A 24880-nucleotide genomic window follows, 5' to 3' on the forward strand; every position below is an offset into this window, starting at 1 on the left:
GCGCGCCGTGCGGTAGACCGTCCTGGTGCCCGGTGATCTCTCGGTCCTGCTGGTGCTCGACCTGGTCGGCACCTTCGCCTTCGCGCTGAACGGTGCGCTCACGGCCATCCGCGCGGTGGACGTCGACCTCGTGGGCGTCCTCACGCTCGGCGTCATCACCGCGGTCGGGGGCGGGATCATCCGCGACGTCCTGCTGGGCGCGCTGCCGCCGGCGACGTTCGTCGACTGGCGCTACCTGGCCGTGGCGGCCGCGGGGGCGCTGATCGCCTTCGGCTTCAGCCGCCAGCTGCGGCGGCTGCGGATCTCCATCCACGTGCTCGACGCCGCCGGGCTCAGCCTCTTCGCGGTGAGCGGGGCCGGCAAGGCGCTCGAGCTCGGCATGGGTCCGGCCCAGGCCGTCCTGCTCGGTGCCCTCACCGGGGTCGGCGGCGGGACCATCCGCGACGTGCTGATCCGCCGCGTGCCCGACGTGCTGCGCACGGGGCTCTACGCCATCCCAGCTCTCCTCGCCGCCGCCCTGGTCGTGATCACCAGCCGCGTCGGCGTCGACCAGGTCCTCGGTGCGCCCGCCGCCCTCACCGCGGCCGGCGTCTGCTTCGCCGTCCGGATGCTCGGGCTGCGGTTCCGGCTGAACGCGCCGCGCCCGCCCGGGCACGGACCCCGCCCCGGCGTCGACCCCCGACCCTGACGCCTCAGCCGACCCGTACGGGCGTGCGGTGCGGGGTGTCGGCGGCGGACGTGCCGACGAAGACCGTGTACTCCCCCGGCACCACCACGAACGCGCGGTGCCCGTCGTCCCACACGCCGAACGGGTGGTGCGTCGCCGCCGGGTCAACCGTGATCGTCACGGCAGCCGAGGCACCGGCCGCGAGGTGCACCTTGCCGAAGCCGACCAGGCGCTTCGGCGGCTCGCCCTCGACCGGGACCCCGAGGTAGACCTGCACGACCTCGGCCCCGGCGACCGTCCCGGTGTTGGTGACGCGCGCCGTCACGACCATGGGCTGCCGGCCGGCGTCGGCGGTGTCCACCACCACGTCGTCGAGGACGAAGGTCGTGTACGAGAGCCCGTGGCCGAAGCCGAAGAGCGGCTCGATCCCCTGGGCCTGGAACCAGCGGTAGCCCATCTCGAGGCCCTCGGAGTAGCGGATGACCGGGTAGCCGTCGCCCTCGTCGGTGCCCGGGTAGCGCTCCGGACGTCCGGCGTGGAGGGTGTCGTCGGCCGAGCGCGGGTAGGTGGTCGGGACCTTGCCCGACGGGTTGACCACGCCGAGGAGCAGGTCGGCGACGACGTGGCCGTCCTCCGCACCCTGGTTCCAGACCTCGAGGACCGCCGGCGCCCGGTCGACCCACGGCATGAGGACCGGGTTGCCGTCCTTGAGCACCACGACGGTGCGCGGGTTGAGCCCGAGGAGCTCGGTGATCATGCGGTCCTGGTCGTGCATCAGGTGCGCGTCGGGCTGGTCCCACCCCTCGGTCGCCACGAGCCCGGCCATGATCACCACGGCATCCGCCGCCGTGGCGGCCGTCCGGGCGCGCTCGAGGTCCGAGAGGTCGTCGGCGACGGTGATCCTGGTGACCTCCGCGCTGGAACCAAGATCGTCGAGGACGTCGCGCAGGCCCTCCAGCGGCGGGACCGTGTAGAGCGGGATGACCTTGGACGAGCCGCCGCCGCCGAGGCAGGCCTCGTCCACGAACGTCGACTGCCCGATGATCACGATCGAGCCGACGTGCGGGTCGAGGGGCAGGACCGCGCCGTCGTTCTTGAGCAGCACGGCGATCTGCGCGCCGATCTCGCGCGCGGCCGCGCCGTGGCCGACGGCGTCGATCGCGCCGGGGGCGTACGGGCGCTCGAACTGCCCGAGGCGGAACATCGGGGTGAACCGCCGGACGAGCGCACGGTCGACCGTCTCGATCTCCACCGCGGTCTCGGCCAGCGCCCTCTTCACGGTCCGCTCGTCGAACCACTTGGAGTCCGGCATCTCGTGGTCGAGGCCCGCGTTCAGCGACGCGACGGCCGAGCGGGCCGACCAGAAGTCCGACTGGACGTAGCCCTCGAAGCCCCAGTCGTGGCGCAGCACCTCGGTCAGCGTGTGGCGGTACTCCGACGCGAACACGCCCCGGATGCGGTTGTACGCGCTCATCACCGCGGCGATGCCGGCGTCCTTGACCAGCATCTCGAAGGGCAGCAGGTAGAGCTCGCGCAGCACGCGCTCCTCGACCTCGACGCTGGTCCGGAACCGTTCGTGCTCCTGGTCGTTGAGGACGAAGTGCTTGGCCATGGCGATGACGCCGTGGTCCTGGATCGCCCGCGCCACCGCGACCGCCATGGCCCCGGTCAGGTAGGGGTCCTCGGAGAAGTACTCGAAGTTGCGGCCGGAGACGATCGTGCGGTGCAGGCAGACGCCCGGGCCCTCGAGCACGTGCTGGCCGAGCGTCGCCGTCTCGGAGCCGATCAGGTCGCCGTAGCGGCGGGCGAGCTCGAGGTCGAAGCCGGCGGCGAGCCCGATCGTCATGGGCAGCGAGGTCGCGGCCGGGCTCGGCGTGCCGTCGCCCAGCCCCACGCCGACCGGCCCGTTGGTGATGCGGAAGCGCGGGATCCCGAGCTCGTCGATCTCGTCGACGTGCCGCACGACCTCCACGGGCTCCCCCACCAGGTCCGGGTCGCCGCCGTTCTCCGGCGCCGCGGCGGTGAGGGCGTAGAGGTCGACGCCGGTCGCCATCGCGCCGTGCAGCTGGGCGATCTTCTGCTCCAGCGTCATCGCCGCCACGAGGGCGAGCGCCCGCTCGCGGGGCGCCCGGGCGGGGTCGAGCCAGACGCGGTCGTCGGCCGTCGGGGCAGGGGTCGGGGTCGGCCGGAGCTCCTCCGCCTGCGTCAGGACGGCGTCGACCAGCGGTGCGTCGTCGCCCAGCCCGGGCGCGAGGACGTCGAGGACACCGACGACCGCGGTGCGCAGGTCCTCGGCCGCCGCCGCCTCCCGGGCCGGTCCCGCCCCGGCGTCGCGGACCGGTGCCCCGGCGCCGCGCAGGTGCAGGACCCAGGCGGCCAGGGTGGTGGCGCAGCCGGTCGGGACGCGCCCCGCGGAACGTTCCGCCCGCAGCACGGGCAGGATGCGGACGCCCAGCTTGGTCGAGCCGTCGGCGGCGATCTGAGCCAGCAGGTGGCGTACGCGCGGGTTGCCGAACCGCTCGAGCAGCGCCCGGCGGTACTCGGTGAGCGCGTCGGCCGGCAGGGTCAGGTGCCGGCACGCCTCGTCCCACAGCTGCTCGACCCACGCCCGGCACAGCGGGTCCGCCACCGCCTCGTCGATCGTGGCGTGCCCGCGGATGCTCGCGGCGTACGCGAGGAGCGAGTGCGATCCGTTCAGCAGCCACAGCTTGCGCTGCTCGAAGGGGGTGACGTCGTCCACGAGCGTCACCCCGGCGGTCTCCCACGCCGGCCGGCCGGCCGGGAAGCGTCCGGACACGACCCACTCGTGGAACGGCTCGGTGGGCACGGGCTCGGCGTCGACGTAGCCCTGCGTCTCCGCCACGAGCCGGCGGTCCTCGTCGGTCGTCGCCGGGGTGATCCGGTCGACCATCGAGGTGGCGAAGTCGACGTGCTCCTCGACCCAGCCGGGCAGCGTGTCGTCCACCAGCCGAGTGAGCTCGGTGACGACGCTCGCGGTCACCGCCCCGTTGTCGGGGAGGTTGTCGCAGGACAGCAGCGTGATCGTCCCGGCCCCGGCGGCCCGGCGGGCCAGTAGCCCGCCGACGAGGCGCGCCGGCATGGAGATGACCGCGGCTCGCGGGTCCTCCCGCAGCGCGGCGACGTCGGACCGGACGACCTCGTCGCCGGCGTCGAGGTGGCCGTCGCGGTCGAGGACGTAGCCCCGCTCGGTGACGGTGATGGTCACCACGGCGACCTCGGGCCTGGCCAGGTGGCCCAGGAACCGTTCGTGGTCGGCCGCCGGGTGCACCTCCGCGAGCGAGCCGACGACCTCGTACGCGTCGCCCTCCGCGCTGCGGGTGATGAGCGTGTAGAGCCCGTCCTGCGGCGCGAGCGCGTCGGCGACGTCGGGCCGGCGCCCCGTGAAGGCGGCGATCCCCCAGGCGTCGGCGTCGGCGGCGTGCGCGGTGTACCAGGCCTGGTGGGCGCGGTGGAAGTTCCCGACGCCGAGGTGCACGATCCGGACCGGCGGTGCGGCCGGGGTGCCGGGCAGGTCGCGCGACAGCCGCGGGCGCGTCTCGGTGCTCACAGCTTGAAGGCCTTCCTGGGGTTGGTCACCACGAGGTCGTGGAGGACCGCGTACGCCTCCTCCTCGTCGAGCCGGTGCTCGGCGACGAGGCCGGCGACGAAGCCCGCGTCGATGCGGCGGGCGAGGTCGTGGCGGGCGGGGATGGAGCAGAAGGCGCGGGTGTCGTCGACGAAGCCGGACGTCTTGGCGAAGCCGGCGCTCTCGGTGATCGCCGCGCGGTAGCGCCGGATCGCGTCCGGGGCGTCGAGGAACCACCAGGGCGCGCCCGCGTACACGCTCGGGTAGAAGCCGGCCAGCGGCGCGATCTCGCGGGAGAAGACAGTCTCGTCGAGGGTGAAGAGCACCACCTGGAAGCCCGGGTGCGTGCCGTAGCGGCTCAGCATCGGCCGCAGCGCGTCGGTGTACTCGACCGCGACGGGGATGTCGGTGCCGACGTCGGCCCCGTACCGCTCGTACGTCGGCCGGTGGTGGTCGCGCCACACGCCCGGGTGCAGCGTCATCACCAGGCCGTCGTCGCACGACATCCGCGCCATCTCGCCGACCAGGTGGCGCCGCAGGGCCGTCGCCTCCGTGACCGTCACCTGCCCGCGCCGGGCGGCGGCGTAGAGGCGGCTCGCCTCCGCCGGGTCGAGCGGGTCCGTCCGGGCGTCGCGGTGGCTGTGGTCGGTGGAGACCGCGCCGTGCGCGACGAAGTGGGCGCGACGGGCCTCGAGCGCGCGGACGAAGCCCGCGTAGTCGCCCACCTCGACGCCGCTGACCTCGCCGAGCCGGTCGACGTCGGCGTTCCACCCGTCGCGCGCGGTCTCGAGGTAGCGGTCCGGGCGGAAGGTCGGGACGACCCGGCCAGTCCAGGTCGGGTCGTCGCGCAGCCGGGCGTGGGCGGCGAGGTCGTCGCACGGGTCGTCGGTCGTCGCCAGCACCTCGAGGCCGAAGCGGGCGTAGAGCGCCCGCGGCCGGAACGCCTCCGTCGCCAGCGCCGCGGCCACCGCGTCGTAGATCCGGTCGGCCGTGCCCGCGCTCGGGCGCAGGGCCACGCCGAAGAGGTCGACGAGCTGGGCCTCGAACCAGAGGCGTACCGGCGTCCCGCGGACGACGTCCCACCGCGCGCACACAGCGCGGAACGCCGCCCGTGCCTGCTGCTCGGTGAGCGGCCCCTCGCCGACGCCGAAGGTGGACAGCTCCGCGCCGTCCGCGTGCAGGAGCCGCGTGACGTAGTGGTCCGGCGTGATCAGCAGCGAGGTCGGGTCGGTGAACGGGACGTCGTCGGCCAGCCAGTGCGCCGGCACGTGCCCGTGCGGGGAGATGATCGGCAACCCCGCGACCGAGTCGAGCAGCCCGCGGGCGATCGCGCGGACCCCTGGGTCGGCGGGCAGCAGCCGGTCCGGGTGCGGGGCGAGGGTCACGTCGGGCATGACCTCATGCTCGTCCTGCGGCTTCGTCGTCACCATGGCGGGCGGCGAGCGCGAGGATCCGGTCGACGACCTCCGTCAGCGGAGCGGTCGCGTCGACGACGGTGCCGTCCGGGACGTCCTCGCCGGTACGGTGCAGCCGCTCGACGAGCGCGCGCTCCTCCCCCCGCCCGCCGAACTCGTCCTCGCCCCGCGCGTCGAGGCGCCGCCGCAGGGTGTCGAGGTCGACGTGCAGGACGAAGACCTCGTCGAAGAGGCCGAGGAAGCGGGCGACGTTCCGCGAGCCGCCGCAGAAGAAGGTCGCCGGACGGCTCCGGTCGGCGACCAACGCCGTGACCTTCTCGACGTCCCACAGGTGGTGCTCGTGCGAACCACCCGGCACCGGCTCACCCGTCGCCGGGTCGCCCGGGTAGGCCAGCTCCCGGTCGCCGTGGACGGCCTGGTGACCGCGCCGCAAGAGCTCGTCGGCGACGGACGTCTTGCCCGTCCCCGAGACGCCCTCGACGAGGTAGTTCCGCCGACCCATGAGGCGAACCTAGCCCGAGGCCCCGACCGACGCGTGGCCGAGAACACACGGCTTCCTCTCAGGTTCCGCCGTGTGAGGGGAGTGCGCCCCTTAGGTTGACCGGACCACCGGAACAACACGTCGACGCCCGGTCGCCGACGACCAGGAGAACACGTGCGCATCACCCCTCTCGTCGCCGCCGCCGCACTCGCGGCCGGGCTGGTCGTCGGAGCCCCGTCGGCCGCCCAGGCCGCTCCCCCGACGATCTCGGCGACGTCGTCGACGTCGTCGGTCCACGCCTGGCACGCGGACAACGCGGACGTCGCCAAGAAGGCGTCGAAGGCCAAGACCAAGATCAGCGCGAAGGCGCCGGCCGAGGTCACGGTCGGGGACGACATCGAGATCAAGGCGAAGCTGACGCGCAAGTCCGGCAGCAAGTACAAGGCGTACGCGAAGCAGAAGCTCGAGCTCGTCCTCCTCGACGCGCCCGACGCCGAGACCGGCGGCATCATCACGACGAAGAAGACGAGCAAGAAGGGCAACGTCACCTTCGCGCTGGAGACGGACCCCGAGATCGCCGGCCAGAGCTTCGACTTCCTCGTGGCCTACGAGGGCGGGTCCAAGGCGAAGGCGTCCGAGTCCGAGGTCTTCACCGTCACCGTCACGAGCTAGACCCGCTGGGCGTACGCCGGAGCCGTGGCTCCGGCGTACGCGTCTCGTGAGACCCCCCGGCCCCGAGCACGTGGGTCCCGAGACTGGACGGCGTGAGCGCCGGGGTGATGCAGGCCGTCCTGCTCTTCCTCGCCGGCATCGGGTCGGGGCTGACCGGGTACGGCGCCGGGCTGGCGTCGGTCGTGTCGTACCCCGCCCTCCTCGCGGTCGGGCTCTCGCCGCTGGCGGCCAACGCCACCAACACGGCCGCCCTGACCGGGATCGCCCTCGGCGGGGTGAGCTCCGCGCGCCAGGAGCTGACCGGCATGCGGTCACGCCTCGTCCGGTTCGGCGCGGCGGGGCTGCTCGGCGGGGCCGTCGGCGCCGGTCTGCTCGTCGTGCTGCCCGAGTCGACCTTCACCGCCGTCATCCCCTGGCTCGTCGCGACGGGCGCCGTCGTGCTGCTGCTCCGCCCCTGGCTGCAGCGCCTGCACCGCGGGCGGTGGTCCGAGCACCACCCGTTCACCCTGGTGGCCATCGGCCTGCTCGCGGTCTACGGCGGCTACTTCGGCGCCGGGGCGGGGACGCTGGTCGTCGCCGTGCTCGGGCTCGCCCTCACCGACCCGCTCTCCCGCATCACCGCGCTCCGCGCCGTGGTCCTCGGGCTCGCCAACCTGGTCGCGACGCTCGTCTTCGTCAGCCAGGACCTGGTCGCGTGGACGGCGATGGTGCCCCTCGCCGTCGGGATGGTCCTCGGCGGCGCCCTCGCCCCGCGGATCCTGCGCCGCCTGCCCGAGCTCGTCGTCCGGGTCGTCGTCGCGGTCGCGGGGCTCGGGCTGGCCGTGTTCCTGCTCGTCCAGCCCTGAGCCGGCTCAGTCCCCAGCGTCAGCCGGGGTGCACGGCCCGGCGTACGAGGTCGCCGACGGCTGCCTCGACCTCGGCGGACATCCGGCTGACGGCGTACTCGGTCGGCCACAGGTCGCCGTCGTCGAGGCGGGCCACGTCGCTGAAGCCGAGGGTCGCGTAGCGCGACCCGAACTTGCTCCCGGCCTTGAAGAAGCAGACGACCTTGCCCTGCTCGTCGACGTAGGCCGGCATGCCGTACCAGGTCTTCGGTCGCAGCCCGGGCGCCACCTCGCCCACGAGGGCGTGGACCCGCTCGGCCAGCGCCCGGTCCCCGTCGGGGAGGGCCGCGATCGCGTCGAGGCAGGCTTGTGCCTCGTCGGCCTTCTTCGCCCCGCCCCGTCCGGAGGAACGGAGCTCGTCGTGGCGGGCCTTCATCGCGGCCTTCTCGGCCTCGCTGAAGCCGACGCGCTGGTCGGTGGTGGTGGACATGGCGACCTCTTCTCTGCGGGACGGACGTCCCTGCCCTCCTGACGCCCGGGGGCCCGCCGGTGTGACGCCGGGGCGGACGGTCGTCAGCGCGGCGAGGAGGCGAGGCGCTGCAGCAGCTCGCGCAACCGGGTGGCGTCGGCCTGGTCGAGGGCGCCGAGCAGGCGACGTTCCGCCTCGTCGCTCGCCCGCGTCGCCTCCGCGAGCGTCCGCCGGCCCGCCTCGGTCAGCTGGACGACGTTGCGGCGGCGGTCGCTCGCGTCCGCGCGGCGCTCGACGAGGCCGAGGCGCTCCAGCGCGTCGATCAGCCCGACCATCGTGGTGCGGTCGACCCCGAGGTGGCTCGCGACCTGCTGCTGCGACTCCGGCTCACGGCCGTCGAGGAACTGCAGCACCGTCAGCTCGCGCACGTTGATCCCCGTGCTCGCGAGGTGGTCGCGGTGCAGGTCCTCCAGGTCCAGGAGGGCGCGCTTGAGCAGGTAGGTGAGGCGAGAGCTCAGCTGCGGCCCGAGGTCCTCCTGTCGCGCGACCATCACCCCAGACTACTGCTAGCCTGATCGTCAGTATGACTGACCATCACCGAAGGGAACCATCATGGCGACGCTTCTGCTCACCGGCGCAAGCGGTCTCGTGGGTTCGCGGCTCCTGCCGCGGCTCGTGGAGGCCGGTCACACCTGTCGCGCTCTCGTGCGCAGCGAGGTGGCGCTGCCCGACGGGACGACCGGCGTCCGCGGCGACCTGGCCGACCCCGACGCGTTGCGTCAGGCCGTCGAGGGCGTGGAGGCCGTGGTCCACCTCGCGGCCCTCTTCCGCACGACCGACGAGGACGCGGTCTGGCGCGCGAACCTCGACGGGACGCGGAACCTGATCACCGCCGTGCAGACGTACGCGCCCCGGGCCCGCTTCTTCATGGCCAGCACCGGCAACGTCTACGACGCGGCTGCCGCGCAGCCGGGTCGGGAGACGGACACGTGCTCGCCGACCGCGGCCTACCCCGCGAGCAAGCTGGCGGCCGAGGCGCTCCTGGCCGACAGCGGGCTGACGTGGTCGGTGGTCCGCCTCCCCTTCGTCTACGGCGAGGGTGACGGCCACCTGGCCTCGATGCCCGGCCTGGTCGACCGCTTCGGGCTGCACCCCGCGCACACGTACTCCGTCGCCCACCACCGCGACGTCGCGACCGTCGTCGGCATGGCGCTGGCGGGGACGTTCGACGGGCGGGTCGTCAACCTCACCGACGACGCGCCGGTCACGGTCTACGAGATGGCCGCGTTCGCCGGCCAGCCGATCGACGGCTCGAGCGAGCCGCTCGTCAACCCCTGGGCGGGCCGGATGGACAGCACGGTCCTCCGCGGGTTCGGCTTCCGACCGGCGGTCCCGACCATGCAGGCCGCCGCGCGGGACGGGATCCTCTAGCCGCCGTCGGTCAGGGACGCCAGCTCCTCGTACGCGGCCGACCGGTCGGCGTGGTCGGGGCCGATCATGATCCCGCTCCGCTGGCGCTGGAAGCAGTACAGGTCGATCATCAGCGGACCGGGGTGCCACAGGCAGGCGGGCTCGGCGGCGCTCCCCCACTCCTCGACCGGGGGGCCGAGCCGCCGGCTCACCAGCTCGCGCACGGCCGCGTACCCGACGCGCGCCCGTTCGCCGTCCTCGACCGGCTCGTCGTAGGCGAAGAGGCCGAGCCCGAGGAACTCGCCGCGGAACATGGTCGCCGTCCCGCCCAGCCCGCTCGACAGGTCCGAGGCGAACCAGCGGCGTTCCGCACCGGGCACGTTCTCGTCGGGCCGGGGGCTCTCCACGTCGTGGAGGCCGAGCTGGTCGAAGAGGACGAGGCGTTCGTCCTCCGTGGTGGGCCACGCGAGCTCGGTCATCCGCACGACCAGGTCCGCCAGGTCGGCCGCGGTCGGCTCGAGATCCACCATGGGCCCATCGTCTCTCGTGCGCCCGCCGGCCGGGGCTCTCCGCATAGGTTGCTCCGGTGAGGCTCGGGGTCGTCGGTGTCAGCCCGCTCGCGACCGTGCGCGTCGACGCGCTGCTCGCGACCGGGTCGGTCGAGCTGGTGGCGGTGGCGGCGCGCCGCCAGGAACGGGCGGCCGCGTTCGCCGAGCGGTACCCCGGTGCGCAGGGCGGGACCGTCGACGACCTCTTCGCCCGGGACGACCTCGACGCGGTGCTGGTCGCCCTGCCGCACCGCGTGCAGGACGAGGTCGTCCTCCGCTGCCTCGACGCGGGTCTCGACGTCCTGATCGGCGGCCCGCTCGCCTCGACGCTCGCGGCCGGGCAGCGCGTCGTCGACGGCCAGCGCGCGGCCGGTGTCGTGGTCGAGGCCGGGTACGAGGCCCGCTACAAGAGCGTCTGGCGACGGGTCGCCGAGCTCCTCGGCGAGAACGCGGTCGGCGAGCTCGTCAGCGTGCGGTCCAACGCCGGCTACGAGCAGCAGGAGCGCGGCTGGCACTACGAGCAGGAGGCCAGCGGCGGCATGCTCGTCACGCACCTGACCTACGCGTTCCTCGACCCGTTGCGCTGGCTGCTGGGCGAGCCCGTGATCAAGGGGGCGATCGGCAACGTCAAGCGGGTCCTGGACCCGGGCGGCGTACGGCCGGAGACCGTCATGGTGCTGGCCGAGTTCCCGGGCCGGGTCGTCGCGGCGATGACCGCCTCGTACGTCAAGCCGTCGGACCTCGACGACTGGGACCTGCTCCTCGTCGGCACCGACGGTGCGCTGGAGATCCACCCGGGGGACCAGGACGGCGGTCGGCTCCGTCTCTCGAGGCGTGGGGCCGAAGCGGCCGTCGAGACGTTCCCGGCCGACGGCTTCCTCCGGCAGGCCGCGGCCTTCGTCGGCGCCGTCGAGGAACGTCGTGGCCGGACGACGAGCACGGCCGGTCCCCTGCTCAGCCCACCGGCAGACGCGGTCCTCGACCTGGCCCTGTGCGCCGAGATCGACGCGGCCTGGGACGACCGGGGTCCGGAGTCGTGAGCGTCCTGACGCGTCCCGTACGGCGCCAGGCGAACCTGGACGACGTGGTCGTCTGGCTCGGCGGGGCCTGCGGCGCGGTGGGAGCTGTCGGTGGATGCCTCGTCGGCTGGCTCTACGGGCGGGACGAGGCGACGGAGGTCACTCAGACGAGCAGCCTGGTCCTGTCCGCCGGGGTGGGCCTGGTCGCCGGCCTCGTGCTCGGTCTCGTCGTCGCGCCCGGGGCGGTTCTCGTGCTGGTCGCGCTCGAAGGCCGGGCGTGGGCGTCCGCGTCGGCGCTGCGGGCCGTGCTTGCGGCGGCGGGTGCGGCGTTCCCGGTCACGGCGCTGCTCCTGCTGCTGTCGGGCTTCGAGGTCAGCCCGGGAGCGCTCGCCTTCTGCGTCGCGGTGTCAGCGGTGCCGGCCGGGCTGGCCACCCTGGCCCTGGACCGGCGCGCTCTCAGCCGAACACGTCCTGGGCCGCAGTCCAGGACGAACGGTCCTCGAGGTCGTCGGGGAACCGCAGGGACTCGGCGAGCGCCATGATCATCGGCAGCTCCGCGGAACGGTCGGGGTAGGGCCCGGTGTCGCTCGCGTCCGTCCTCACGCAGACGTCGTGACCCTGGACGTCCAGGCAGACGCCCGGGAACCTCGCCGTCTCGTCGATCATGGCCGGACGTCCGTTGATCACGGTCTTCCGACCCTCCGGCTGGTCGAGCTCCCCGTCGAAGGACAGCACCAGCGCGCCCTCCTCGGTCCCGACCCGGCCGGCGCCCGCGAGGCGGACCGTCGTCTCGCCGGACGGCACGTCCTGCTCGACGCTGCTGACCTCGAGGCCGGCGGGGAGCGACACGTCGAAGGGCAGCAAGATCTCGGACGGCTCGTCGACGACGATCTCCGCCAACCGGTCCTGGAAGGCGGACTGACCCTCGTCCTCGCACATCGACTGCGTCCAGGCACCGTCGGCCCGCTGCCATATCAGGTAGTCGCCCTCGGCGCCGGCACCGTTCCGCACCGCCGGGCGACCCTGCACCGTCGTCGGCACCTTCTCGCCCACCATGTTCTCCGGGCCGCCCCACCCGGGGGCGGAGACGGAGACGGAGCACCGCACCTCCGCACCACTCGCGTCCCGGCCCAGGCTCACGGTCGTCGACTCGGCGTACGCGTCGACCCGCTGGCCCACCACGCGTACGGAGGTCGACCCCGGCACCCGGTGGCTCAGCGCCCAGTGCTCGCGGGTCGGGCCGGGCGGAGCCTGCTCGCCGACGTCGGTCGGACGCTGCAGGGGGACGCCGCAACCGACCAGCAGCACGGCGGTGGCGGCGCCGGCGAGCGACGTCGACCTCCGCAGACCCGGCCGCACCTCCCCGCCCCCGCCCTGTTCCGCCTCAGTCCAGCAGCGTGTCGAGGACCCCGCGGATGTAGGTGCGGTTGCGCGCGATCACGCCGAGGCTGTCGCTGCCGTAGTGCTCGCAGAGGAACGCCCCGGAGAAGCCCAGCTCGAGGGCCCGGCCGATCACGGTCCGGTAGTTGATCAGGCCGAACTCCATCGGCAGCGGGAAGGTGGAGACCGTGCCGGACGCCGGGTCCTCGTCGCGCGCGTAGTTCTTCACGTGCCAGTAGTTGGCGTAGGGCAGGACCTTCTCGAACATCTCCAGGACGGGCTCGAGCGGGCGGTGCAGCCGGATGAAGTTGCCGATGTCGGGGTTGAGCCCGCACGCCGGGTGGTCGACCTCCTGGAGGAAGGCGACCGCGGAGTCGCACGTGCCGACGTAGGTGTCCTCGTACATCTCGAGGGTGATCTGCTGGCCGTTCCCGGCGGCGTGCTCGGCGAGCTCCCGGATCCGGGACGCGGCGAGCGCCCGGGCCTCCGCGGACTCGTCGTCCTGCCAGCCCTCCTCCAGCCAGAACCACAGCGCCTTCGCCTGCGCGGGGGTGAACGGCTGGAAGAAGCCGAAGCTGACCAACGGGATCTCGAGCTGGGCCGCGGCGTCGAGCAGCCGGTGGCTGTAGTCGAGGTACTCCGCGCCGTGCTCGGGGTCCATCACGCTGCGCCGCGAGGTCGAGATCGCGGGGATGGTCAGCCCGGCGTCGGCCAGCACGGCCGAGAAGTCGGTGAGCCGCTCGGGCGCGAGGTCGGCGATGCGCACCCAGGTGTCGGTCGGGTCGACCTCGGTGAAGCCCATCCGCCGGACGAGACGCAGCTGCTTGGCCCACTCCGCGGGGTCGGCGTCCTGGATCGGTCCGCCCTTGGAGTCGTTGCTGCCGAAGGCGAGCATCGCCGCGGCGATCGGCCAGGTGTCGGCCGTGTACGGCGGGGTCGCGCCGGGGGTGTTCGTGGTGAGGGTCATCGCTGGTCCTCCTCGGTGGTCGTCAGGGGCTCGGGGTTCTTCAGGGCTTCGGGAGTAGCCACGGCCTCCCCGACCGTCGGCGCCGGACCGAGCTCGCGGAGGAGCTGGCCGAGGCGGGCGTACGCGCGGTTCCGGTAGGCGACGAGCGGGGCCGAGTCGCCGGCCGGGATGACGAACCCGCCGTCCTTCTTGACCCCGAGGTGGCCGCCCTCGACGAGGTCGGTGATCACCGCCGGTGCTGCGAACCGGTCCCCGTAGTGCTCGGCGAGGGTGTTGAAGCCGGCCGCGTAGATGTCGAGCCCGGCCATGTCGGCGATGGCGAACGGGCCGAAGAACGGCAGCCGGTAGCCGAAGGTCGTCCGGACGACGATGTCGACGTCCTCGGCGGTGGCGACACCCTCCTCCACCAGCGAGGCGGCCTCCTTGAGCAGCACGTACTGGAGGCGGTTGAGCACGAAGCCCGCCTTGTCGCTCACGCGCGCGCTGAGCTTGCCCGTCCGGGCCACCAGCTCCTCCGACGCCACCACGGCCGCCGGGTCGGTGCCAGCGTGGGCGATGAGCTCGACGCCGGGGATGAAGGGGGCCGGGTTGGAGAAGTGCACGCCGAGGAAACGGGCGGAGTGCTGCAGGTTCACGGCGAGCCCGCCGATCGGCAGGGTCGAGGTGTTGGTCCCGATGATGGCGTCGGGACGGGCGGCGGCCTCGATGGCGGCCAGCACCGCGCCCTTGACCGCCGGGTTCTCCGAGACGGCCTCCTCGACGAAGTCCGCTTCGGCGACGGCCTCCTCCAGGCTGGCCGCGGCGCGGATGTTGGCCTCCACCAGATCGGTCGACCCCGGGTCGAAGAGGCCCTGGTCCTCGAAGGCGCGAGCCTCCTGCCGGATCCGCTCGAGCTGGCGCCGGGTGGTCTCGGCGTCGGCGTCGGTGACGACGACCCGGAACCCGGCGATGGCGAGCACCTGGGCGATCCCGCCCCCCATGTAGCCCGCTCCGACGACGGCGACGTCCCTGATGCTCACGCAGTGCTCCCCCACCCGGGTCCGGGTGGCGCCGTTGCCCCTCCCGCGGACGCCCCGGTCGGGTGGTGGGGCGTCGACGCTCAACGTAGCCCGAGGGTGCCGCTCGAGACGGAGCGGGCGGGGGCGGTGGAGGTTCCGCGGGGCGGTTGTCGGTGGGGCCTCGTAGGCTCCCTCCCGTGAGCAAGGTCGACGCCCAGCGGGCGATGCGTGAAGCCAAGTACGCCCGGGACAGCGCCAGCGGTCCCACCCGCCGTGAGGCGGCCGCCACGCAGGGCACTTCTCCGGCCCCCGCCGCCGCGGCACCGGCGGTCAAGCCGGCGAAGGCCCCCAAGGCGGCCCCCGCTGCCGCGGCCCCCCAGGGCGAGCTCTGCGGCCACAAGTCCATGAACGGGCGGGCGTGCACCCGCGAGGCCGGCCACCCGGAGAAGAACCACCGCTACGGCTGAGCCGTCGCCCTCGTCCGTCGTTCGGTGGACGGCGCCCGGTCCCTGAGCCGCGAGCGCACCACGAGGGCGGCACCGCAGAGCAGCAGCGTCGCCGCCATCCCGAACCCGGCCCCGGGGCGGGGGTAGCCGTCGCCCAGGTGGCCGTGGAAGACGACCAGCTCCGCCATCCAGCGCACCAGCCCGAACGTGGTCGTACCGACGAGGGCGATCACGGGCCAGACGAGGCGGAGCGGGATCTTCTCCTCGTCCACCGAGCTCAGCACCATCCCCAGGGCGAGCGCCACGGCGAGCAGCTCGCCGCCGACGTACCAGAGCCCAGAGATGTCCATCTCGGGGTCGATGAGCGGCGTGAAGGCCGAGACCACCGACCAGACCCCGATCGACACGGCCTGCAACGCCAGCAGCGTCCCGACGACCCGCCCCGCCCGCCGGAGCGGGAGAGCCATCATCGCGACCGGCCAGGCCAGCCCGGCCAGCAGCGAGGCGATCGCGACGGGCCCGACCACCCAGGGGACGCGGTCCGGCGGGTCTGCCATGTAGGGCGGGGTCAGCCAGGTGTCCCGCCGGTGCGAGCAGAGGTCCGAGCGCACCCCGCCGTCGAAGCACGGCGACCAGTGCGCGACGTACGAGACGGCTGTGAGCGCCCCCGCGACGAGCAGGAGCACCCCCGCGAGGAGCCAGGCGTTCCGCGCTCGACTGATCACGGCGTCACCGTACGGCCCCAATGCGTCCGGGGGGTTGCGTCAGAGGGCGAGCAGCAGGTCCACGACCGCGTCGGGCTGCGACAGGAACACGTGGTGCCCGGCCTCGAGCTCGACGACGCGGCCCGCCCGACGCGCGAAGTCGCGCTGCCGGTCCGCCGGCGTCCCGCGGTCGTCCGTACAGACGACGTAGGTCGAGGGCACCTGCTGCCAGGCGGCCGCACCCACGGGCTCACCCGTGACGCGCACGCTCTGGTCGGCCAGGTGCTCCCCCGCCTCGGCCTGGACCTCGGGGTCGCAGTCCTGGAGGAAGGTGCCGACGAGCAGCTCGGGCCGGACGCGGAACACCCCCGCCGCCGGGTCCACGTCCAGGAACGGCGCCGGACCGCCGTCGCCCCCGAAGTCCGACAGGCTCTGGCCGATCTCGGGCAGGTAGCTGGACACCAGCACCAGGTGGCGCACCGACGCGATCCCGGCCGCCGCCTCGGCGGCGACGATGCCGCCGTAGCTGTGGGCGACGACCACGGTCGGTTCGTCGCCGTCCTGCAGCACCTGCCGCACCGCGGCGACGTCCTCGGCGAGCCCGGCGCCGTCCGTCCCCCCGGGCACACCGGTCTCGCCGCAGCTGGGCAGCGGCGGGGCGACGCTCACGACGCCGCGGTCCTGCAGCAGCGCCGCCGCGCGGTGCCACCACCACGACCCGTCCTTCACGCACGCCCCGTGCACGAACACGACCCTCATCACGTCTCCTCGTCTGCTGCGCCCGACGGCCCGGACACCTGTTCCCGACGTTAGACGTAGCGGTTGTTACGCGAAAAGATGGCGGCATGGGACGACGTCCTCAGCCCGACATCCGCGAACGGCTGCTCGATGCCTGCACCGACCACGCCCTGGCGCACGGCCTGCCCGACCGGCTCGAGCCGTTCACCCGCGCGACCGGCGCGTCGGCGCGCGTGCTGATCTACCACTTCGGCACCCGCGACGCCCTGCTGCGGGCCGTCCTCGGGCAGGCGCGGCGCCGACAGGTCGAGCTGTACGGCGACCTCCTCTCGGTCCGGCCCGGGGAGGCCTACACCGACACCCTGCTGCGCTTCTGGACCTCGATGACCGGACCGGACGGGCAGCCGTACCTGCGCCTGTTCGGTCCGCTGCGCGAGAGCGCCGAGCAGCGGCTGTGGCCCGGCTTCCGCCGGGTCGCGACCACCGACTGGCTCGGACCCCTCGAGGAGGGCCTGCGCAGCCTCGGCCGGCCGGACCTCGCCACGCTCGTGCTCGCCGTCGTCCGCGGCCTCCTGGCCGACCTCGACGCGACCGGCGACGCCGAGCGCACCGACCGGGCGTTCCGGGCCTTCCTCGACGCGATCGAGCCGCGGGCGGCCGACGGTCAGCGCGCGCCGGCCGCGACCTCCGGACCGAGCACGGCGAGCAGGCCGAGCGCGTCCGCGGCGGAGGACCCGCGCGGCGCGCTGTAGAGGACGAGGTGCTGGTCCTGCTCGACCAGGTCGAGGGCGTCGCACTCGACGGTGAGTGCGCCGACGACGGGGTGGTCGAAGGTTTTCGTCAGCACGGGCGCCGCCTGGACGTCGTGACGTTCCCACCGCCGGGCGAAGTCGTCGCTGCCTGCGAGGAGCTCGTCGACGAGCCCGGTGACGACCGGGTCGGTCGGGTAGCGCCCGAGGGTGACGCGCAGCCCGGCGACGACGCCGAGCCGGAAGTCGGCCAGGTCGGACACCCCGTACAGCGGGCTGGGTCCCGTCGTGCCGAGGAACGCCCGCCGCGCGAGGTTGCGGTCTCGCGGGGCGAGGAGGGCGAAGTCCTCCATGAGCGCGGCGGCGAGGTCGTTCCAGGCGAGGACCTCGAACGCGGCCGACACCACGAAGGCGGCGGTCTGCGGGAGCCGCTCGACCAGCGCGAGGATGCTCGGGCGGACGTCGCGCCGGTGCAGGCCCCCGCGGGTCGGCGCGGTCCCGGCGAGGACGTGGAGGTGGTCGGACTCGGCGTCGGTGAGCCGGAGCGCCCGGGCGATGCCGGACAGGACCTCGCTCGACGGCCGCGGAGCGCGCCCCTGCTCCAGCCGCACGTAGTACTCGATCGAGATGTAGGCGAGCACCGCGACCTCCTCACGGCGCAGACCCGGCGTACGCCGTCGCGCGCCGGCCGGCAGCCCGACGTCCTCCGGCCGCAGCCGCTCCCGACGGCTGCGGAGGAACGCTCCCAGCTCCTGCTTGTCCACCCCTCCAGTCTGCGCACCGCCGGGCGTCGGCGGGCCGCTCAGCCTGGTACCGCCTGTGCCTGCCTGCGGACGTCGACGCCACGCACGCTGGCGGCATGACCACCACGAGCACCCCCACCCCCGTCGGCCTCCTCAGTGGCAAGGTCGTCCTCGTCACCGGCGCCAGCCGCGGCATCGGCGAGGCCGCCGCGCACCTCTTCGCCCGGGAGGGCGCCACCGTCGTCCTGGCCGCGCGCAGCACGGACGCCCTCGACCGCGTCGTCGCCGGCGTGCGGGACGAGGGCGGGACCGCCGACGCCGTCGCCCTCGACCTCGCCGACCGCGCGAGCATCCGCGCCGCCGTCGACCACGTCGAGCGCCTGCACGGCCGCCTCGACGGCGCCTTCAACAACGGCGCCACGATCCAGCAGCCCGGGCCGCTCGACACCACGAGCGACGACGACGTGGACGAGCAGTTCACGGTCAACTTCCGGGCCCACTGGACCGCGATGAACGCCGAGGCCGCCCTCATGCGGCGGACGGGCGGCGGCGCGATCGTCAACACCTCGAGCATCGGCAGCCGTCGGGCCAACCCCGCGCTGCCCGCGTACGGGGCGATGAAGCGGGCGCTCAACAGCATCACCGAGACCGCCGCCGTGACGTGGGCACGAGACGGCATCCGGGTCAACGGGATCACCCCCGGCGGCACGGCCACCTCGATGATCGACGCCTGGGAGGCGGCGACGCCCGGCATCGTGGCCCAGGTGAGCAGCTCGATCCCGATGGGGCGGATGGCCGAGCCCCGCGAGGTCGCCGAGGTGGCGGCGTGGCTGCTCAGCGACCGCGCCTAGATGGTGACCGGTGCGATCGTCCCGGTGGACGGCGGCGCCGGCGCCTGACCGCCCCGACCTGGCCGCCACGGCGCCTAGCGCAGGGCCGCGATCGCGCCGCCGCCGAGGCCGGCGATCACCACACCGGTCAGGACCCGGCGCGCCTGGCTCGTCCCGGGCCGCGGGACGCGGAAGAACCAGATGCCGATGCCGGCGTTCACGGCGAGGCTGAGCTGGGCGATCGTGAAGCCGGCACCCGCGCCCACCCGGGCGACGAGCCCGAGCAGGGCGAGGTTGCCGACGCCGAAGAGGAGGCCGGCGCCGAGCAGGGTCGCCGCGGGGCGCAGACCCAGCCGGACGGGCTCTCGGGCCGGGAGGCACAGCACCACGGCGCCGAGCAGGATGCCGAGGGCGAGCGGGACGTTGCTCACCTGCGCCGGCACGCCGGCCCACTGCGCCGGGATGAAGTAGCTCCCCCAGAGGATCCCGGCCGCACCCGCCCACAGGAACCCGGACCCCCGGGCCCTGGTCGGCTGGCCCGTCGACTCGTCCCGCGCCCCCGCGATCAGCAGCACCCCGGCCACCACGGCCACGAAGCCGGCGACCAGGACGCCGACCTGCAGGCCGGAGAAGCCGGCGAGCTCGCCGAAGAGCAGCCCGCCCCACGCGAACGCGACGACGATGTTGAGCGGCGTCCAGGTGCCGGACGCCCGGGCGAGCCCGATCAGCCGCGTCGCCCGCAGCACGCAGTAGTTCCCGGCGGCCCAGACCACGCCCCCGAGGAGCGGGAGCCAGAAGGTGCGCCAGCCGAGCTCGAGCCGGCCCCCGGTCACCAGGAGCGCGGCCACGGCCAGGACCACGTTGCCGACGGCGACGTAGAGGATCCGGGTCCGCTCCGGCGTCGACGGCGTCAGCTGGGTCAGCGGGATCCACGTCCCCAGGGCGACCACCATCATGATGGCGAGCAGCACGGTCATGGACCCATTAAACTCTATGTACGAGTAAAAGGAAGGGGTCGCGGTGGCGACGCGTTCGACGGAGCTGTTGCAGGCCGCCCACGCGCACCCTGGGCTCACCCGCAGCGAGGCCGCCCGGCTCCTCGGCCTCGGCACGGGCGCGACCACGGAGATCGTCGGCCGGCTGACCGGGGCCGCCCTGCTGGCCGAGGTCCCGGCCTCACCGAGCGGCGTACGCGGCCGGCCGACGACCGCGCTGGTGCCGCACCCGGCGGGCCCGCTCGTCCTGGCCGCCGCCATCACCCACGAGACGTGGCGGGTGGACGTCGTCGAGCTGGGTGGGGCCGTGGTCGCGAGCACGGAGGGCGAGCACCGGGCGGAGTGGGCGACCCTCGCCACGGTGCTGGCGGCGACGATCGCCACGTTCCGGGACCGGTACGCCGACCGGCCGCAGGCGCTCGGCCTGGCCGTCCCGGGCACCGTGACGCCCGACGCCCGCCTCGACGCGGCCACCCTGCTCTGGCGCGACGTCGACCTCCACGCGCTGTGGCCCGACGCGCCGGTCCTCGTCGCCCGGAACGACGCCACGCTGGCGGCCGCCGCCGAGTCCCGCCGCGGTGCCGCGGTCGGCGCCCACCTGCACCTGCACCTGCACGTCGAGGCGGGTCTCGGCGGAGCCGTGGTCCAGGACGGGACGGTGCTGGCCGGGGCCACCGGCGCGGCCGGCGAGTTCGGGCACATGCCGTTCGGCGATCCGGGAGTCGGCTGCCCCTGCGGCGCGCAGGGCTGCTGGGGCACCGCCGTGGACGGAACCGCCCTCGCCCGGCTCCTCGGCCGTGCCGTCCCCCGGGACCACGTGGCGTACGCCCGGCGCGTGATCCGGACGGCGACGGACCCCCGCGAGCGCGACGCCGTGGCGTCCGTCGCCGCCGCCCTCGGCCGCGGGACCGCGGGGCTCGTGAACGGCCTGGACGCCGACGTCGTGACGCTCGGCGGGCTCGGCGCCGACCTGCTCGCGCACGCACCCGAGGCCCTCGGCGCCGCCTACCGGTCCGGGCTGATGGCCTTCCGCCGTGACGCCCCGCCGCCGCTGGTCGCCGCTGCGCTGGGTGAGGACGGTCCGGTCGCCGGCGCCGCCGAGGAGGCCTGGACGGCGCTGCTGCCCACGCTCACCTGAGGCCGCGCCGCCGCTGCTCGGCGATCAGGCGTGGTGGGCGGGCTCGTGCGCCCGGTGCCCCTCCGGCTCCAGCTGGAACGTGCAGTGCGCGACGTCGAAGTGCTCGCCGAGGCAGTGGCCCAGGGAGTCGAGGATCTCGCCCGACCGGCCGGCGGCGAGATGGTCGCGGTCGACGACCACGTGGGCCGAGAGCACGGGCAGCCCGCTGGTGATGGTCCACACGTGCAGGTCGTGGACCTCGACCACGCCGGGCGTCTCCTCGATGTGCGTCCGCACGGTCCCCAGGTCGACACCGCGCGGCGTCGCCTCGAGGAGCACATCCACGACGTCGCGGATGAGGGACCAGGCCCGCGGGAGGATCAGGCAGACGACGAGGACCGAGGCGAGCGGGTCGGCCCGCGTCCAGCCGGTCGTCATGATGACCACCGCGGCCACCACGACGGCGACCGAGCCGACGAGGTCGCCGAGCACCTCGAGGTACGCGCCGCGCAGGTTGAGGCTCTCGTCCTTGCCGCCGCGCAGGAGGAGCAGGCCGACGACGTTCGCGACGATGCCGACGCCGGCGACAGCGAGCATCAGCCCGCTCGACACCTCGGTCGGGTCCGACCACCGCTGCACGGCCTGCACGAGGACCCAGCCGGCGATGGCGACCAGCAGCACGCCGTTGACCAGCGCCGCGAGGACCTCGGTGCGCTGCAGCCCGTACGTCCGCGCACTCGTGGCCGGTCGCGCGGCCAGGACGGACGCGACGAGGGCGATGACCAGGCCGGCGGAGTCGGTGAGCATGTGCCCGGCGTCGGCCAGGAGGGCCAGCGATCCCGACAGGAGGCCGCCCACCACCTCGGCGACGAACACGGACAGCGTGATGACCATGACGATCACGAGGCGCTTGCGGTGCCGTCCGGTCGCCGTCAGCGTGCCGTGCGCGTGCCCGTGGTCGTGGCCCATCAACGAACCCGTTCGGACCGGTCGCGCATCGTGGTCGACTCTCCAGACATCGGGATCAGCGTACGTCGGCGTCGGTCTCCGGGGGCCGGTCGTCCGGGCGTTCCGGCCGCTTCGACCACCGCCACCTGAGCAGCCGCTCGACCGGCCCGGTGGCGAACAGCAGCAGCAGCGCCCAGTAGTTCACCGTGTCCGCGAAGGTCGTCCCGAGGACCAGCGCGACGATCAGCACGGCGAAGGAGCTGCCGATGCCGAGGACCTCGTCGCGCGTCTCGCGGTCTCGACCGGCGCTGAGGGCCGGGTCGCGGTGGACGACGACGGCCAGGGCGGTCAACGACCCGGTGCTGACGACGAGGGTCCCGGAGTAGAGCAGCACGGTCAGGGGCGAGGTGTCGTACGCCGTGATGATCGCGGTCGGCCAGGGCAGGAAGACGATCGAGAGCAGCCAGAGGAGGTTCCAGCGCACGAGGGACGGGCTCAGGCCCGAGACGTGGCGGAACAGCTGGTGGTGGGACCACCAGAACCGGAAGATCACCACGAAGCTCAGCAGGAACGACCCGAGCTCGGAGACGTTCTCGCGCAGCAGGTCGCCCAGGTCGAGCCCCGACCGGCTCGCCTCCGGGACGAGGTCGACCAGCGGCAGGACCAGCAGCGTCAGGGCGATCGCGACCACCGCGTCGGTGAAGAAGACGAGGCGTTCCGCCGAGTCGGTCGGACGGGCGGGTCGTGGCACGGTCAGCTCGGGCGACCGGGATCGAGCACCCGGTGCACCTTGTGCTGCGCGGCCTGCGCGCGCGGGCGAACCGTGAGCCGGTCGACGTCGACGTGGCGCGGGAGCGACGCGATCCAGCGCACGGTCTCGGCCACGTCCTCGGCCACGAGCGGCTCGGCGACCCCGGCGTAGACCGCCCCGGCCCGGTCCGCGTCGCCGGCGTAGCGGTTGAGCGCGAACTCGTCGGTCCGCACCATGCCGGGCGCGACGTCGTGGATGGTCACCGGCTGGTCCACGAGCTCGAGACGCATCGCGCCGGCGACCATCCGCTCGGCGGCTTTCGCCCCGCAGTAGCCGGCGCCACCCTCGTACGCGGTGTCGGCCGCGGTCGAGGTGATGAAGACGATCTTGCCCTCAGCCTTGATCAGCCGCGGGAGCAGCGCCTGGGTGACGCGGGTCGTGCCGATGACGTTGGTCGCGTACATCCGCTCCCACGCGTCGAGGTCGGCCTCGGCGACCGGCTCCTGGCCGAGCGCCATGCCGGCGTTGTTCACCAGCAGCGACACCTCCTCGCCCAGACCCGCGGCGAACGCCTGGACCGAAGCGCGATCGGTCACGTCGAGCACGGCCGGCACCCCGCCGATCTCCGCCGCGAGGGCCTCGACCCGGTCCTGCCGCCGCGCGGCGCAGACGACGGTCCAGCCGTCCCCGGCCAGCGCGCGGGCCGTCGCGGCCCCGATCCCGCTGCTCGCACCCGTGACGACCGCTGTCCTCGTGCTGCTCATGCCTCGATCACACGCCCATCCTCGCGGCCGGGAAGAGTTCGCCCGAGGCCGGGGTTGCGGAGGGCATGAGCATCGCCGTCACCGGAGCCACCGGACAGCTGGGCCGTCTGGTCGTCGCCGGCCTCACCGACCACCTCCCCGCCCACCAGGTCGTCGCCGTCGTGCGCGACGCGCAGAAGGCCGCCGACCTCGGCGTCACCGTGCGCGTCGCCCCGTACGAGGACGAGGACGCGCTCGCCGCCGCCTTCGCGGGGGTGGACGTCGTCGTCTTCATCTCCGGCGACACCCCGGGCGCCCGCGTCCCGCAGCACACCAACGTCGTGCGCGCCGCCCAGCGCGCCGAGGTCGGTCGGGTCGTCTACACCAGCGCCCCGCACGCCGACGACACCACGCTGATCCTCGCGCCCGAGCACAAGGCGACCGAGGCGCTGCTGCGGGAGTCGGGCCTGACCTGGACGTTCCTGCGGAACAACTGGTACAGCGAGAACTACGCCGGCACTCTCCAGACCGCCGCCGCGACGGGCGAGGTCGTCTCCGCCGCGGGCGAGGGCCGCGTGGCCAGCGCCTCGCGGCCCGACTTCGCGGCCGCCGCCGTCGTCGTCGCGACGACCGAGGGTCACGACGACACGGTGTACGAGCTCGGCGGCGACGAGGCGTGGGACTTCGCCGGCTTCACCGCGGCCGCGAGCACCGCGCTGGGCCGCGAGCTGACCTACCGGCCGGTGTCGCCGGAGCAGCTGGACGCCGAGCTGACCGCCGCCGGTCTCGACGCGGGCACCCGCGGGTTCCTCGTCGGCCTGGACGCCAACATCGCCGAGGGCACGCTCGCCGAGGTGACCGGTGACCTCAGCCGGCTCATCGGCCGGCCGACGACGCCGCTCGTGACCACGCTGAAGACGCTCGCCTAGAGCGCGCCGTAGGCGTACGTCGGCCGGAGGCGGATGACGAGCCTCCGGTCGGCGACCATCGTGCGGCGGTAGTCGCCCCAGTCGGGGTGCTCGCCGGCGATGCCGCGGTAGAGCTCGACCAGCTCGTCGACGGCGGCGTCCGCCGGGTCGGCGGCCACGTCGGACAACGTGACGTCACCCTCGAGCACCGCGTACGACCAGAAGCTCTCCCCGTCGACCTTGAGCGAGCCCCAGGGCGTTCGCCGCAGGTTGTGGAACTTCGCCCGGTCGGCCGTGGTCGACACACGGACGAGCCCGTCACCGCCGACCTGGTGGACGACGTTCGACAGCTGTGGGCGACCGTCCTGACGCAGCGTCACGAGCACCGAGCGGTCGTTCGCGCGGGCGGCGTCGAGGGCTCGTGCGAGGTCCATCTCCCCACTCTGGCACGCGGGGCCGTACGGCCGGCTTCGGCTACGGTCGGGGCATGAGCCCGGACGAGACGAACGACCGCGACCCCCGGGTCGAGGAGCGCGCCCTGCTGCTGCCCGAGGAGCGCGCCGCGGGCAGCGACGACCCCGAGGCCCAGGCCGCGGCGATCCTGGCCGACTCCGACGAGCGCGAGGACCACCCGGAGCGGACGCAGCAGGACTCGCCGCAGTCGCCGGACCTCGAGGGCTGAGGCGCGCGGCCGCCTCCACTGAGACGGCCGTCCCACATCGCGGTACGGGTGGACGTGGGCGCGCCGATTCCCTACGTTTCTACTATGGAA

29 protein-coding genes are annotated in these 24880 nt (G+C 74.0%); 12 read left to right on the forward strand and 17 right to left on the reverse strand.

All coding sequences use genetic code 11. The features are described 5' to 3' along the window. The first annotated feature begins 25 nt into the window (after positions 1–25). On the forward strand, positions 26–688 hold the full coding sequence (locus FHX39_RS14165) for a trimeric intracellular cation channel family protein (RefSeq protein ID WP_183339428.1): 663 nt from the start codon (positions 26–28) through the stop codon (positions 686–688). Between the two features lie 4 nt (positions 689–692). On the opposite strand, the gene FHX39_RS21295 is transcribed toward FHX39_RS14165, so the two are convergent. Genes FHX39_RS21295 through FHX39_RS14185 form a run of 3 tightly spaced genes read right to left on the reverse strand, consistent with a single transcriptional unit; the run spans position 693 to position 6170 of the window. Next, positions 693–4235: a glycoside hydrolase family 3 C-terminal domain-containing protein gene (locus FHX39_RS21295; protein ID WP_332836841.1), complete on the reverse strand. Its 3543-nt coding sequence runs from the start codon at positions 4233–4235 to the stop codon at positions 693–695. Then, positions 4232–5647 carry a glucuronate isomerase gene (gene uxaC, locus FHX39_RS14180; protein ID WP_183339430.1) on the reverse strand — a complete coding sequence of 472 codons (1416 nt, stop codon included), beginning with the start codon at positions 5645–5647 and terminating at the stop codon, positions 4232–4234. Before uxaC ends, FHX39_RS21295 begins: the two co-directional genes overlap by 4 nt. A gap of 4 nt (positions 5648–5651) precedes the next feature. After that, positions 5652–6170 (reverse strand): AAA family ATPase, encoded by a 519-nt coding sequence (locus tag FHX39_RS14185; protein ID WP_183339432.1) that lies wholly within the window; start codon positions 6168–6170, stop codon positions 5652–5654. A gap of 153 nt (positions 6171–6323) precedes the next feature. Here FHX39_RS14185 and FHX39_RS14190 point away from each other — a divergent pair, with 153 nt between their 5' ends. Next, positions 6324–6821, forward strand: coding sequence for a hypothetical protein (locus FHX39_RS14190; RefSeq protein WP_183339434.1), 498 nt, complete (start codon positions 6324–6326; stop codon positions 6819–6821). Between the two features lie 92 nt (positions 6822–6913). Next, entirely contained in the window at positions 6914–7666 is a 753-nt protein-coding gene (locus FHX39_RS14195) for a sulfite exporter TauE/SafE family protein (RefSeq protein WP_332836842.1), read from the forward strand. A 19-nt stretch (positions 7667–7685) separates the two neighbouring features. On the opposite strand, the gene FHX39_RS14200 is transcribed toward FHX39_RS14195, so the two are convergent. Continuing rightward, positions 7686–8135 (reverse strand): iron chaperone, encoded by a 450-nt coding sequence (locus FHX39_RS14200; protein ID WP_183339436.1) that lies wholly within the window; start codon positions 8133–8135, stop codon positions 7686–7688. A gap of 83 nt (positions 8136–8218) precedes the next feature. After that, positions 8219–8665 (reverse strand): MarR family winged helix-turn-helix transcriptional regulator, encoded by a 447-nt coding sequence (locus FHX39_RS14205; RefSeq protein WP_183339438.1) that lies wholly within the window; start codon positions 8663–8665, stop codon positions 8219–8221. A gap of 61 nt (positions 8666–8726) precedes the next feature. Here FHX39_RS14205 and FHX39_RS14210 point away from each other — a divergent pair, with 61 nt between their 5' ends. Then, entirely contained in the window at positions 8727–9545 is an 819-nt protein-coding gene (locus FHX39_RS14210; RefSeq protein ID WP_183339440.1) for an NAD-dependent epimerase/dehydratase family protein, read from the forward strand. On the opposite strand, the gene FHX39_RS14215 is transcribed toward FHX39_RS14210, so the two are convergent. Continuing rightward, complete coding sequence (locus FHX39_RS14215) at positions 9542–10054, reverse strand: hypothetical protein (protein ID WP_183339442.1); 513 nt, start codon at positions 10052–10054, stop codon at positions 9542–9544. The two genes, FHX39_RS14210 and FHX39_RS14215, sit on opposite strands and share 4 nt — an antisense overlap. 56 nt (positions 10055–10110) lie before the next feature. Between FHX39_RS14215 and FHX39_RS14220 the strand changes: the two genes are divergently transcribed. Both FHX39_RS14220 and FHX39_RS14225 read left to right on the forward strand, forming a co-directional pair. Continuing rightward, positions 10111–11112 carry a Gfo/Idh/MocA family protein gene (locus FHX39_RS14220; protein ID WP_183339444.1) on the forward strand — a complete coding sequence of 334 codons (1002 nt, stop codon included), beginning with the start codon at positions 10111–10113 and terminating at the stop codon, positions 11110–11112. Next, complete coding sequence (locus FHX39_RS14225) at positions 11109–11633, forward strand: hypothetical protein (RefSeq protein WP_183339446.1); 525 nt, start codon at positions 11109–11111, stop codon at positions 11631–11633. Before FHX39_RS14220 ends, FHX39_RS14225 begins: the two co-directional genes overlap by 4 nt. On the opposite strand, the gene FHX39_RS14230 is transcribed toward FHX39_RS14225, so the two are convergent. The 3 genes from FHX39_RS14230 to FHX39_RS14240 are packed head-to-tail and all read right to left on the reverse strand — an operon-like array spanning position 11548 to position 14457. After that, the gene (locus FHX39_RS14230; RefSeq protein WP_183339449.1) at positions 11548–12450 is read right to left on the reverse strand and encodes a hypothetical protein; all 903 of its coding nucleotides are present in this window, start codon (positions 12448–12450) and stop codon (positions 11548–11550) included. The genes FHX39_RS14225 and FHX39_RS14230 overlap by 86 nt on opposite strands. A gap of 25 nt (positions 12451–12475) precedes the next feature. Next, positions 12476–13438 (reverse strand): sugar phosphate isomerase/epimerase family protein, encoded by a 963-nt coding sequence (locus FHX39_RS14235; protein ID WP_183339451.1) that lies wholly within the window; start codon positions 13436–13438, stop codon positions 12476–12478. Then, positions 13435–14457, reverse strand: a complete 1023-nt coding sequence (locus FHX39_RS14240; protein WP_183339453.1) for a 3-hydroxyacyl-CoA dehydrogenase family protein — start codon at positions 14455–14457, stop codon at positions 13435–13437. Before FHX39_RS14240 ends, FHX39_RS14235 begins: the two co-directional genes overlap by 4 nt. A 176-nt stretch (positions 14458–14633) precedes the next feature. Here FHX39_RS14240 and FHX39_RS14245 point away from each other — a divergent pair, with 176 nt between their 5' ends. After that, positions 14634–14903, forward strand: coding sequence for a hypothetical protein (locus FHX39_RS14245; RefSeq protein WP_183341723.1), 270 nt, complete (start codon positions 14634–14636; stop codon positions 14901–14903). Here FHX39_RS14245 and FHX39_RS14250 read toward each other — a convergent pair. Continuing rightward, positions 14894–15607, reverse strand: a complete 714-nt coding sequence (locus FHX39_RS14250) for a hypothetical protein (protein WP_183339455.1) — start codon at positions 15605–15607, stop codon at positions 14894–14896. The genes FHX39_RS14245 and FHX39_RS14250 overlap by 10 nt on opposite strands. 39 nt (positions 15608–15646) lie before the next feature. Further along, positions 15647–16345: an alpha/beta fold hydrolase gene (locus tag FHX39_RS14255; protein WP_183339457.1), complete on the reverse strand. Its 699-nt coding sequence runs from the start codon at positions 16343–16345 to the stop codon at positions 15647–15649. Positions 16346–16431: 86 nt separating this feature from the next. Here FHX39_RS14255 and FHX39_RS14260 point away from each other — a divergent pair, with 86 nt between their 5' ends. Further along, a complete protein-coding gene (locus FHX39_RS14260; RefSeq protein ID WP_198423405.1) occupies positions 16432–17076 on the forward strand; it encodes a TetR/AcrR family transcriptional regulator in 645 nt (214 codons plus the stop codon). Here FHX39_RS14260 and FHX39_RS14265 read toward each other — a convergent pair. Next, the gene (locus FHX39_RS14265; RefSeq protein WP_183339459.1) at positions 16989–17837 is read right to left on the reverse strand and encodes a helix-turn-helix transcriptional regulator; all 849 of its coding nucleotides are present in this window, start codon (positions 17835–17837) and stop codon (positions 16989–16991) included. The genes FHX39_RS14260 and FHX39_RS14265 overlap by 88 nt on opposite strands. Positions 17838–17932: 95 nt before the next feature. On the opposite strand from FHX39_RS14265, the gene FHX39_RS14270 reads away from it, so the two are divergent. Continuing rightward, entirely contained in the window at positions 17933–18667 is a 735-nt protein-coding gene (locus FHX39_RS14270) for an SDR family NAD(P)-dependent oxidoreductase (protein WP_183339461.1), read from the forward strand. Positions 18668–18741: 74 nt separating this feature from the next. Here FHX39_RS14270 and FHX39_RS14275 read toward each other — a convergent pair whose 3' ends face one another. Further along, positions 18742–19623, reverse strand: a complete 882-nt coding sequence (locus FHX39_RS14275) for a GRP family sugar transporter (protein ID WP_183339463.1) — start codon at positions 19621–19623, stop codon at positions 18742–18744. Positions 19624–19666: 43 nt separating this feature from the next. On the opposite strand from FHX39_RS14275, the gene FHX39_RS14280 reads away from it, so the two are divergent. Beyond that, positions 19667–20779, forward strand: a complete 1113-nt coding sequence (locus tag FHX39_RS14280) for an ROK family protein (protein WP_183339465.1) — start codon at positions 19667–19669, stop codon at positions 20777–20779. Between the two features lie 24 nt (positions 20780–20803). Here the strand turns inward: FHX39_RS14280 and FHX39_RS14285 are convergent, their stop codons facing one another. From FHX39_RS14285 to FHX39_RS14295, 3 genes are read right to left on the reverse strand one after another with little or no spacing between them, the layout of a single operon-like run. Further along, positions 20804–21727 carry a cation diffusion facilitator family transporter gene (locus FHX39_RS14285; protein WP_183339467.1) on the reverse strand — a complete coding sequence of 308 codons (924 nt, stop codon included), beginning with the start codon at positions 21725–21727 and terminating at the stop codon, positions 20804–20806. A gap of 55 nt (positions 21728–21782) precedes the next feature. Next, positions 21783–22457 carry a TMEM175 family protein gene (locus tag FHX39_RS14290; protein ID WP_183339469.1) on the reverse strand — a complete coding sequence of 225 codons (675 nt, stop codon included), beginning with the start codon at positions 22455–22457 and terminating at the stop codon, positions 21783–21785. Positions 22458–22459: 2 nt separating this feature from the next. Continuing rightward, positions 22460–23221: an SDR family NAD(P)-dependent oxidoreductase gene (locus FHX39_RS14295; protein ID WP_183339471.1), complete on the reverse strand. Its 762-nt coding sequence runs from the start codon at positions 23219–23221 to the stop codon at positions 22460–22462. Between the two features lie 65 nt (positions 23222–23286). Here FHX39_RS14295 and FHX39_RS14300 point away from each other — a divergent pair, with 65 nt between their 5' ends. Beyond that, on the forward strand, positions 23287–24129 hold the full coding sequence (locus FHX39_RS14300; RefSeq protein WP_183339472.1) for an SDR family oxidoreductase: 843 nt from the start codon (positions 23287–23289) through the stop codon (positions 24127–24129). Here FHX39_RS14300 and FHX39_RS14305 read toward each other — a convergent pair. Then, positions 24126–24542, reverse strand: a complete 417-nt coding sequence (locus tag FHX39_RS14305) for a PPOX class F420-dependent oxidoreductase (RefSeq protein ID WP_183339474.1) — start codon at positions 24540–24542, stop codon at positions 24126–24128. The two genes, FHX39_RS14300 and FHX39_RS14305, sit on opposite strands and share 4 nt — an antisense overlap. A gap of 53 nt (positions 24543–24595) precedes the next feature. Between FHX39_RS14305 and FHX39_RS14310 the strand changes: the two genes are divergently transcribed. Then, on the forward strand, positions 24596–24790 hold the full coding sequence (locus FHX39_RS14310) for a hypothetical protein (RefSeq protein WP_183339476.1): 195 nt from the start codon (positions 24596–24598) through the stop codon (positions 24788–24790). Positions 24791–24880: the final 90 nt, after the last annotated feature.

The organism is Microlunatus antarcticus (assembly GCF_014193425.1).
GTDB lineage: Bacteria > Actinomycetota > Actinomycetes > Propionibacteriales > Propionibacteriaceae > Microlunatus > Microlunatus antarcticus.

Bases quoted from the DNA above. Each gene is read 5' to 3' on its own strand.
- FHX39_RS14235 (WP_183339451.1), bottom strand. From the start codon at position 13,438: ATGACCCTCACCACGAACACCCCCGGCGCGACCCCGCCGTACACGGCC.
- FHX39_RS14295 (WP_183339471.1), bottom strand. From the start codon at position 23,221: ATGAGCAGCACGAGGACAGCGGTCGTCACGGGTGCGAGCAGCGGGATC.
- FHX39_RS14260 (WP_198423405.1), top strand. From the start codon at position 16,432: ATGGGACGACGTCCTCAGCCCGACATCCGCGAACGGCTGCTCGATGCC.
- FHX39_RS14255 (WP_183339457.1), bottom strand. From the start codon at position 16,345: ATGAGGGTCGTGTTCGTGCACGGGGCGTGCGTGAAGGACGGGTCGTGG.
- FHX39_RS14310 (WP_183339476.1), top strand. From the start codon at position 24,596: ATGAGCCCGGACGAGACGAACGACCGCGACCCCCGGGTCGAGGAGCGC.
- FHX39_RS14205 (WP_183339438.1), bottom strand. From the start codon at position 8,665: ATGGTCGCGCGACAGGAGGACCTCGGGCCGCAGCTGAGCTCTCGCCTC.
- FHX39_RS14270 (WP_183339461.1), top strand. From the start codon at position 17,933: ATGACCACCACGAGCACCCCCACCCCCGTCGGCCTCCTCAGTGGCAAG.
- FHX39_RS14215 (WP_183339442.1), bottom strand. From the start codon at position 10,054: ATGGTGGATCTCGAGCCGACCGCGGCCGACCTGGCGGACCTGGTCGTG.
- FHX39_RS14300 (WP_183339472.1), top strand. From the start codon at position 23,287: ATGAGCATCGCCGTCACCGGAGCCACCGGACAGCTGGGCCGTCTGGTC.
- FHX39_RS14200 (WP_183339436.1), bottom strand. From the start codon at position 8,135: ATGTCCACCACCACCGACCAGCGCGTCGGCTTCAGCGAGGCCGAGAAG.
- FHX39_RS14275 (WP_183339463.1), bottom strand. From the start codon at position 19,623: ATGACCGTGCTGCTCGCCATCATGATGGTGGTCGCCCTGGGGACGTGG.
- uxaC (WP_183339430.1), bottom strand. From the start codon at position 5,647: ATGCCCGACGTGACCCTCGCCCCGCACCCGGACCGGCTGCTGCCCGCC.
- FHX39_RS14305 (WP_183339474.1), bottom strand. From the start codon at position 24,542: ATGGACCTCGCACGAGCCCTCGACGCCGCCCGCGCGAACGACCGCTCG.
- FHX39_RS14185 (WP_183339432.1), bottom strand. From the start codon at position 6,170: ATGGGTCGGCGGAACTACCTCGTCGAGGGCGTCTCGGGGACGGGCAAG.
- FHX39_RS14210 (WP_183339440.1), top strand. From the start codon at position 8,727: ATGGCGACGCTTCTGCTCACCGGCGCAAGCGGTCTCGTGGGTTCGCGG.
- FHX39_RS14285 (WP_183339467.1), bottom strand. From the start codon at position 21,727: ATGGGCCACGACCACGGGCACGCGCACGGCACGCTGACGGCGACCGGA.